The sequence below is a fragment of the Mycobacterium sp. E796 genome (assembly GCF_001672815.1).
Taxonomy (GTDB): Bacteria; Actinomycetota; Actinomycetes; order Mycobacteriales; family Mycobacteriaceae; genus Mycobacterium.
Map to the genome: position 1 here is coordinate 1 of NZ_LZKK01000179.1, position 660 is coordinate 660.

Below are 660 nucleotides of genomic sequence, written 5' to 3' on the forward strand. Positions count from 1 at the left end.
CGAGGCGTCCGGTGTCGGTGACTTGGGTGTGGTAGTCGCCGTTGGTGGCGCCGGCGTGGTCGGGGCCGCAGGCGAAGTAGAGTTTGTCGGCGTCGGTTTGTCCGCCGTGGGCCCAGTCGGGGGCGTGGTGGACTTCGCAGCGGTCGCCGGGCACCAGGCAGTGGGGGCGGGTGCAGCCGCGGTCGCGGGCGTAGCAGATGAGGCGTTGGTCGGCGGTGGCGAGGCGTTTTTGCCGACCCAGATACAGCGGGCGGCTGGTGTGATCCTCGAACACCGCCAAATAGTGAATCGCCTGGGATGCCATGCGGATCAGATCCGACATGGGTAGCCGGGAGCCGCCGCCGGTGCGCGCCGGGGCGGGCATCGCGATGGGGGGTTGACGGCGGCGTGGGCGGCTTGGTCGAGTTCGCCCAGGGTGGTGGTGATCACCACGGTGACCGGATGCCCGCGGTGGGTGCCCAGCTGCCCGGAGCTGATCGCGGTCTTGAGGGCGAGTTTGAGGGCGTCGTGGCTGCGCTGGGCGGCGCTGCGGGTGTCGCGCTCTTCGGGTTGCTCGGCGGGGGTGTCGTCGGGTTGGTGGCGGCCGGGGCGCACCGCGGCCTCGATGGCCTCGAAGTAGGCGCGGGCCTCGGGATCGAGCAGCCCGGAGAGCCGCGACAT

At 71.5% G+C, this 660-nt stretch carries 1 pseudogene; it reads right to left on the reverse strand.

What is annotated here, in order from left to right:
* A pseudogene (locus A5706_RS13225) lies at positions 1–660 on the reverse strand (DUF222 domain-containing protein); the annotation flags it as partial.